This window comes from Rahnella sp. EDr1-12, assembly GCF_049206505.1.
In the GTDB taxonomy this organism is placed as follows: domain Bacteria; phylum Pseudomonadota; class Gammaproteobacteria; order Enterobacterales; family Enterobacteriaceae; genus Rahnella; species Rahnella rivi.
Genome location: NZ_JBLZNY010000028.1, coordinates 1 through 286, shown reverse-complemented (window position 1 = coordinate 286; position 286 = coordinate 1). Strand labels below are relative to the sequence as shown.

Sequence of the window (286 nt, the reverse complement as noted above, 5' to 3'; positions counted from 1 at the left end):
GACGTTGATAGGCTGGGTGTGTAAGTGCAGCGATGCATTGAGCTAACCAGTACTAATGACCCGAGAGGCTTAACCTTACAACACCAAAGGTGTTTTAGAGTGGCTCTGAAGTAGATTTTCAGCTGAAGTTCCGAGATTGGTTCGTAGTGCAAGCCTGATTTAAGGTGCGCGTTATGGATGAAACAGAATTTGCCTGGCGGCACTAGCGCGGTGGTCCCACCTGACCCCATGCCGAACTCAGAAGTGAAACGCCGTAGCGCCGATGGTAGTGTGGGGTCTCCCCATG

2 rRNA genes are annotated in these 286 nt (G+C 51.7%); both read left to right on the top strand.

The window, feature by feature from the left end:
• Positions 1 to 77 (top strand): 23S ribosomal RNA (locus ACO0U8_RS24250); the annotation flags it as partial.
• Between the two features lie 115 nt (positions 78 to 192).
• Positions 193 to 286, top strand: a 5S ribosomal RNA gene (gene rrf, locus ACO0U8_RS24245); the annotation flags it as partial.